Origin of the sequence: Pseudoalteromonas piscicida, from assembly GCF_002744175.1 — a bacterium.
Lineage (GTDB): Bacteria > Pseudomonadota > Gammaproteobacteria > Enterobacterales > Alteromonadaceae > Pseudoalteromonas > Pseudoalteromonas piscicida_B.
Window position 1 is genome coordinate 1 of the sequence record NZ_NKHF01000065.1, and the last position, 7,854, is coordinate 7,854.

Consider the following 7,854-nt stretch of genomic DNA (forward strand, 5'->3'; position numbering starts at 1 on the left):
AACGCACAAGCTATTGATAAAAGATCATTTAGGTTCAACCCTAGCGGTCAGTGAAGTGAGCAGCAATGGCAACAATGCACGTATCACTCAAGCGTTCCGTTATGATCCATTTGGTCAACAATACGAATTACAAGCCAGTAAATTTGAAGTGTTTACAGGCTATATGCGCCAAGGCTTCACCGGCCATGAAATGCTCAATAATTTAAATATTATTCATATGAATGGTCGGATCTACGATCCAACCTTGGGCCGATTCTTACAGGCTGATCCGCATATTCAGGCACCAACTAATTCACAGTCGTATAATCGTTATAGTTACGTGCTGAATAATCCGTTGAGCTATACCGATCCAAGTGGGTATTTCTTTAAGGCGTTAGGTAAGTTCCTCAAGAAAAACTGGCGAACGTTAACTTCTATAGCCATAACAGTGGTGACGGGATATGGAGTACAGCTGTTTTCTGCATTTGAAGCATACGGTGTAGCAAGTATTGTCGCCGCTACTGGCGGTGCACTAGCGGGCTACGTTGTTACCGGCTCCTTGAAAGGTGCAGCTATTGGAGCTTTCTCTGGAGCAGCATTTTTCAATATTGGACAAGCATTTGGTGCTAACTCAGGGTTTTGGCAAACCAATGGAGCAGGGCATATAGGATCTCATGCGCTGGTTGGCGGAATAATATCTGATTTACAGGGGGGGAATTTCGGCCACGGTTTTGTATCAGCCGGGTTCACCAAGTTTGCAATGGGTAATGCAGGTTTCGACTTCAGGAATAAAGGTGTTGGGGCGGTTCTCGGCCGCACTACAATTGCAACTGTTATCGGGGGAACAGCGTCAAAATTATCTGGAGGTAAGTTTGGTAATGGAGCTGTGACAGCGGCAATGGCACACCTCTTAAACGCAGAGAGCTGGAAGTCTCAAACGGAAAATACTAAATCTTTGACTGTAAATAACCCAGTAACAGGTAAAGACGAAGTGTTGCAACCAAATTTTCATCCGGTGTATGATTCTGAAGGAAAACTTATGCTAGATATGAACGGAAATGTGATGTCTGTTCACCATTCTTATTTAACAAAGTTTGTTATTCCTTATAGTGAGAATGCAACTCTACTATCTTGCCAACAAATGCAGGCATGTAACGATAGTAATTTTATCAGTGATTCTCCAATGACCAATCTGCCAAAGCCCAGAATAAGTACTAATTCAGTATTATCAAGCCCAGCAGGAGTTAGAATTGTTGGAAATAGCTGGTTTATGACACAGGCCGGACCAACTATTGTGATCACTGGAGCAACAAAGGCGGGGGAGATAATCTGGTGCTCTAATAGCAGTGTAGTTCAAGCAGCGTGTGGAGGGAACTAATGATGAACATTAGGCAAAAAATTGTATTTTGTTTAACGTTTTTATCATTTGGGTGCGCAAGTATCGGAGGCGTGCAAAGCCAGTCAATAGTCGCCCGGGGAATTGAAGAACTGTCAAGTTATGATGGACAAAGTAAGGATATAAATGAGATAAGGGTGGACGGCTTACCATTATTTATTGCTCTGTCTTTAAATGGCATCAACGAGACATCTCTTCGGGAATATGAACACAAAGGCGGAGAGTATGATTTTCCAGGCTATTTACTAAATGCCCTATGTGAGAGGGGGAGGTTTGAAGAAGCGTTATATTTTATCTATGAAAAAAAAGTGAATGTTTCATCTCCTAAACTCAATGGAAATAAGGGAAGTTGTTTGTTAACTGCTATTAACAAGCAAAATTCAAAGGCTTTCGAAAAATTTTTGGTAGTAGCTAGAGCTAGTTCCAATTCAAAGAAGTTTGACGAAGAAGTTATTCTGTTTTTGGAGGATAGAATTCAAACTTTACGGAGCTTTACAAATGAATAAGTGTATTGGCCTATTTTTGATCTTTTTTACTTTTTACAGCTTTGAGGTTTTCGGCAAAGATTTTGATGTTGAATCGTTAAGAAACCAAATATTAATTGGTGACACCGGGGAGATAGAAAAAATCCTGACTGAGTTGAAGTTTTCATCAGAGCAAAGTGATGAAGTAAGAAACTTGTTCTATCAGTATTCATATTTAATGACAAACTTGGAGTTGGCGAAGGTGTATGACAAGTTTTTTGTTCAGCCAAGTTACGCCAATCACGCTAGCTTTCTATTCAACAAATTATGTTCAAATGATTTTGTTGGAAACCCCAATATACGTGAATTTGTGGATTGGATCTGGGTAGAAAAAGTTAGGCCGTCTTTTAATAAAAAAAGTATTGTAGATTCTTTCTTGAATGACTGCTTGGAAGAGTCTTTAGAAAGAGGGAATTTCAATTCAGTTAAATGGTTAGGTAATGAGTATAAAAAAGGAACAGGTTTTAATATTAGTTCAAATAATTCTGAGGCGGTTAGAAAGTACATATCTGAACTAAAGAATATGAAACTAACAATATCTGGCACTCCTTAAACTTAATTATGAAAAATATATTCTGGAGATCGACGTTACAGCACTAGTGAATTTGTGGATACTTTGGTGCACCAGGCTCTTCACCTTCGAGTGAATCAAGAGCTTGGAACATTAAATTATATGGGTGGTGAGATTAAGAGTATCCTTGGCGGAGCACAGAGAGGTGCCGCTCATCAATGGATATATAATCAGGGTAATGCTGCTGCCCAACATTACTTTTCACCGAGGATTTATCAGCGTTCAGATATTTCTATGGAAGCTCTTCGGAAATATATGGGAGGGTCTTAAAATGAAAATAGTTAAGACAGTATTAAGTGTGTTAATTGCTATAGCCTTTATAGTGACTTTTTCAGACTTGTTGCAATATTTACTTTTATTTCCAGCTAAGAGCGTGAAGGTAATTTTTGTGCTTTTGATGGTAAGCATGGTTTGGTTGTTGGTGAGTATTTATTTAAGGAACCCAAAAAGTACCACGTCTTAAAGATGGCAGTTGTGCTTTTGTTAGTGTCTATAGGCTTTTACGAGAGAATATATGCAGCTAATGAATTATCTGTTGCTATGAATAGTTCTAAGTTGGTCTTAAATGAATTACAACCAGAACTTGAAGATTATGTAAATATGCATGGTAAGTGTCCTAATTCATTAGATGAGCTTCTTACTAAAAATGAAAAGTTGATAAAGAGTATTCAAAACAACTATGTATTAAAAAGCTCTAAGGACACCTGTTATGTCATCACCACTAATTTCGGGAATGGTACGATAAAAAATGTTGAGTTTCCTGAAGATGATAAATTGATTTACATGAGAAATAGTGTCTATTGGACATTTATTTTGAACGACTTAATATACCAGTTAAGTTTCTATGATGAGAATGCAATCAGTTTTGGAATAAAGAAAAATAAACTTCAATAATAGAACCCTAATTTTTTTGAACTTTGAATCAAAGGGGGCAGAGTAATTGATTTCAAATCTCTCTGCCCTTAACTTGATTTAGTTTGGGAGCAACCTAAGCCAAGTAAACGAAAGCCAGCGGGAGCTGGTTTTCTTTTTTCTGGCGTTTTACGGTGGTGCTTTGCTTCCTTTGGTTTGTGCCTAGAGGGGCGAAGATTGTAAATTGCTGAATATCCGTTTGGTGCCAAAGCTGACAGGCGCTGCTGTCGGATATGCAAATTTTGGTGATGTAGCTGGATGGGGAGATGCGGCTGGGCGTATTGGGGTATCCGCTCTAGGTGGCTGTGCCGCAGGTAAAGCATCGGGCGGCTCTTGTAGTAAAGGTGCAAGAACTGCGGCTATGGTACAAGCGCTAACTATGAGTGCTAGTGAGCTTTACAAGCGGGTTAGTACTAAAGTGAGTAAAGCTACGGGAAAACCATACAATGAAACAGGTGAGCCGCATCTATGGAAGGAAGGGCAAAGCGACGTTGGCAAACAATTAACTCAAGCGCAAAAAGATGCCATAGCAGGTGGAGCGAACATACCTCTTTCATCTGATCAGTCTGGTTTTATGCAAGCTGCTGGAAAAGGGCCATATATGGATGCCTTTGCTGAGTTTCACGATGGACTGCACGATTATAGTTTTATTCCTGATGATCAATTTTCTCTAGTAGCTACAATGCCGCCATCGTATGCAATTACTTTGGCTGCGGCAGCTCGACCTTATTCACATTATTACTATTTCGACTTACTTGATGAAAGGAGGTAAGAATGAAAGGTTTTAAGTTATTGGTAGTATTTATTATAAGTATAACTTTTATGGCTGGCTGTGCTGTTGGCCATAATGATTATGTTAACTTTATGGATTCTAGAATTGGACAAGTTATGAAGCATAGAAAGCCATACAAGTTTGCCAATGCAGGACAATTTAGCAGAGGTGATTTTGTTATAAATGGTCAAGGTCTTACACATATAACTAAGAATGAGAGTGGCGATTTAATTTACCATTATAGTGATCAGGAAGTACTTTCTAATGCACCTGAAAAGAGATGGGTAGGTAAGTGTTTGTTTTACTATGTTGTGGAGCCCGAAACTTACATTATTAAAAATTGGGGCTTTGACAAAGGTGGTAATCCTTTAAGCTGTAGAACTTGGCCGTAAATTTAAGTAGATTTTATTCCTTCGGGAGCAACCTATGTTAAGCAAGAGAAAGCTTGCGAGAGCTGGTTTTCTTTTATCTGGCGTTTAGCGCTTCTTGCTTCGCTTCCTTTGGGTTGGTGCCAAGGATGACGAAGGTTTTAAATCGGTGAATATCCGTTTGGTGCCAAAGCTGACAGGCGCTGCTATAGCTATGTGCTGAATAATCCGTTGAGTTATACCGATCCGAGTGGTTATTTCTTTAAGGCGTTAGGTAAGTTCCTCAAGAAAAATTGGCGAACGTTAACTGCAATAGCCACAACAGTGGTGACGGGATATGGAGTACAGCTGTTTTCTGCATTTGAAGCATACGGTGTAGCAAGTATTGTCGCCGCTACTGGCGGTGTACTAGCGGGCTACGTTGTTACCGACTCCTTGAAAGGTGCAGCTATTGGAGCTGTTGCATTTGTGGGCGGGGCTGCTGGTAATAACCCTGCGGGTTCTAGAGTTGTGAAAGACGCTTATGAAGCTCATGTTTCTAAATATGGAAAAGATTCTGCTGCATACTTTGAATGGACGGAACATGAAAAGCTTGCTCTATGGGTAGATCAGGCAAACGGAAATGTTACAGCTATTACACATAGTTATGGTGCAGATATGGCTGCACAAGTAGTTGCTAACGGACATTCAGTAAATAGGTTGGTAACGGTTGATCCTGTTTATTGGTCTAGACCTAATTTGTCACAGGTAGCCGCCAACTCAAATGTATGGCAAAACTATGATGCAGGAGATTCACTAAACAACTGGAACAACATCGTTGCAACGGTTGGTGGGGCATGGAATAGCGCACCTAAAAATTATGCATCAACACACCAAAGGTATGAACAATTAGATCATGTTCAAATTTGTCAGGTTTTTTGTAGGTATTAAGGGGATGATGATGAAAAGATATTTGATTATAACTTGCTTATCGCTACTATCTTCATGCGCTGCGCTTGGTGTTGATATCAACCCCTTAATTGAGTTTCAAAAAGCTGAAAAAATAAAGCTAAAGATGTTTGAACTCTTTCCTGATTATAAAGACAAGTCTGAAGCCAGAGAACTGATTGAGTTAACGATTTCATCTGACGTTGAATTGCTTACATTAAGTATAGAAAACTCGGCAACTTTGAGAGCGAGTATAGGTCTATGTCGAGATGGAAAGCATATACCAGAATTAGCTTTCAATTCTGTTTTTTTCAAAGGAAAAACAATAGAGTATTATTTAATTAACGGTCTTGAGCCTAGAGTCAAAGACAATACAAAATTTCAGTATCAGCTTTACTTAAACTATGCGGTTTTAGAAAGCCAGATTAAAACGCGAGATACTTTATGCGCTGAAATAAAAGGCTCGAGCTATGGAAGTAGTTTTAGCTCAAATGTAATTGAGTTACCTCTGGTGATAGATAAATAGGCGCGGACACATTTTTTGAACTCAACCCAAGAGAACCAGCAGCCGCTGGTTTTCTTTTTTCTGGCGTTTAACTTCTTAAGTTGGCGCTTCGCTTCCTTTGGGTTGGTGCCATACGCTTAGTTGTAGTGCTAGGAGTTGGGGGAACTTTATTTGACCCATTTCTAAGAAAACCAGTTGTCGCTGTTTTAGCTTTATTTCGATCTGATAGGCAAGTATGTGCTCACCCTGCTAGGAAATATGACCATCAAAAGGAGTACCACAGCAACCTACTTAGCAGAACAAAAGATCCGCAGCAGGCAAAGAAAACAGTGAAACTTACTGTTTTAGTGCATTTGAACAAAGTTTGCTATGGGTAACGATGTGCTTAACTATAACGGTTCCAGTAGGGGGGAACGTAAAGCAATCTCTGCAATTATTGGAAGAGCACTTTACTATTATCAATGTAAGATAAATCCTACATTTTTATAAAAAATGTAATAGTAGAAGGTAATTACTAACTTACGTTCTTACAAGTGAAATTTGTTTCTCTTGTAGTACTAGACTCTAAAATTTTTCGAACTAGGCTTACTTATGTTGTTTTTGTTGGAATAATAACAGAGAGCGGAATTGAAAAGATGAATAGCAATGACGATAGGGATATTGATATGCATGAACAAGCTAGGATTATGTATTACAGAGCTTGCATTGCTGAATTTCAGCAACTTGGTTATCAGGAAGCCTTTTTAGACGAAATACTGCGTCAAAGAAGAGTTTGTAATGAGCCTCTCCACAATCCTAACCCTCTACAAAATGAGTAAAATTTGGCTTTAATGCCGAGTATCTAGGCAGACTGAACAATCTATCACCATTCAGTGCTTTTTTACAAGAAAAGTATTTGACATATTTTTTCTAACCTATATTATACGCCCCACAAGACGGAGAGGTGGCCGAGTGGCCGAAGGCGCTCCCCTGCTAAGGGAGTATAGGGTTTGTAGCCCTATCGAGGGTTCGAATCCCTCCCTCTCCGCCATTTTTAATGGTTGTCTTGTACGGACGCATAGCTCAGCTGGATAGAGTACCTGGCTACGAACCAGGCGGTCGGAGGTTCGAATCCTCCTGCGTCCGCCACTTTTTCTTTTAAGTGATAAAATAAAAAGAAGTTGGAAAACTATACATTCATACCGGACGCATAGCTCAGCTGGATAGAGTACCTGGCTACGAACCAGGCGGTCGGAGGTTCGAATCCTCCTGCGTCCGCCACTTTCCCTTGAGTGGTAAAATAAAAAGTAATAAGCCAATGAAGTTGTTTCTTTGTGTCTGAAATTTAATTGCTATTTGATTTGTTAAAGCAGCACCCACATGAACTCTGCGTTGCTGGTAGGAGCGATTTTACATCGCGAGCTTTTTAACAACCTCGCCGTGTAAAGCGGCTCCTACAGGAAGACTGTGTTGTTGGTAGGAGCGGGTTCACCCCGCGATCACTTTAACAATCTCGCTGCGTAAAGCGGCTCCTACATGGATTCTGTGTTGTTGGTAGGATCGGGTTCAACCCGCGATTTTTCAACAACCTCGCTGCGTAAAGCAGCTCCCACATGGATTCCATGTTGTTGGTAGGAGCGATTTTACATCGCGAGCTTTCAACAACCTCGCCGCCTAAAGCGGCTCCTACATGAATTCTGTAGCGGGTTCCCCCGCGATTATTCAACAATCTCGCCATGTAAAGCAGCTCCTACATGGATTCTGTGTTGCTGGTAGCGGGTTCGTCCCGCGATTTTTCAACAACCTCGCCGCGTAAAGCGGCTCCTACAGGAAGACTGTGTTGTTTGTAGGAGCGGGTTCACCCCGCGATTTTTCAACAACCTCGCCGCGTAAAGCGCTCCTACAGGAAGACTGTGTTGTT

The 7,854-nt window shown here is 40.4% G+C and carries 8 protein-coding genes and 3 tRNA genes; all 11 read left to right on the top strand.

The genetic code is table 11. The features are described from left to right. The coding region (locus CEX98_RS14345) for an RHS repeat-associated core domain-containing protein (protein WP_277948924.1) at positions 1–1,357 on the top strand (1,357 nt) is incomplete at its 5' end. Next, positions 1,357–1,881 (top strand): hypothetical protein, encoded by a 525-nt coding sequence (locus CEX98_RS14350; RefSeq protein WP_099642743.1) that lies wholly within the window; start codon positions 1,357–1,359, stop codon positions 1,879–1,881. The genes CEX98_RS14345 and CEX98_RS14350, both read left to right, overlap by 1 nt. 1,000 nt (positions 1,882–2,881) lie before the next feature. After that, positions 2,882–3,364, top strand: a complete 483-nt coding sequence (locus CEX98_RS14365; protein ID WP_143484346.1) for a hypothetical protein — start codon at positions 2,882–2,884, stop codon at positions 3,362–3,364. A gap of 202 nt (positions 3,365–3,566) precedes the next feature. After that, positions 3,567–4,154 (top strand): hypothetical protein, encoded by a 588-nt coding sequence (locus tag CEX98_RS14370; RefSeq protein ID WP_099642747.1) that lies wholly within the window; start codon positions 3,567–3,569, stop codon positions 4,152–4,154. A 2-nt stretch (positions 4,155–4,156) separates the two neighbouring features. Beyond that, positions 4,157–4,546 carry a hypothetical protein gene (locus CEX98_RS14375; RefSeq protein WP_099642748.1) on the top strand — a complete coding sequence of 130 codons (390 nt, stop codon included), beginning with the start codon at positions 4,157–4,159 and terminating at the stop codon, positions 4,544–4,546. 192 nt (positions 4,547–4,738) lie between these two features. After that, on the top strand, positions 4,739–5,452 hold the full coding sequence (locus CEX98_RS14380; protein WP_099642749.1) for a hypothetical protein: 714 nt from the start codon (positions 4,739–4,741) through the stop codon (positions 5,450–5,452). A gap of 4 nt (positions 5,453–5,456) precedes the next feature. Next, positions 5,457–5,975 carry a hypothetical protein gene (locus CEX98_RS14385; protein ID WP_143484347.1) on the top strand — a complete coding sequence of 173 codons (519 nt, stop codon included), beginning with the start codon at positions 5,457–5,459 and terminating at the stop codon, positions 5,973–5,975. A 614-nt stretch (positions 5,976–6,589) separates the two neighbouring features. Then, entirely contained in the window at positions 6,590–6,772 is a 183-nt protein-coding gene (locus CEX98_RS14390; protein WP_099642751.1) for a hypothetical protein, read from the top strand. A gap of 119 nt (positions 6,773–6,891) precedes the next feature. Continuing rightward, positions 6,892–6,984: transfer RNA gene (locus tag CEX98_RS14395), tRNA-Ser, on the top strand. 21 nt (positions 6,985–7,005) lie between these two features. Continuing rightward, positions 7,006–7,082, top strand: a tRNA-Arg gene (locus CEX98_RS14400). A gap of 55 nt (positions 7,083–7,137) precedes the next feature. Further along, a tRNA-Arg gene (locus CEX98_RS14405) sits at positions 7,138–7,214 on the top strand. Positions 7,215–7,854: the final 640 nt, after the last annotated feature.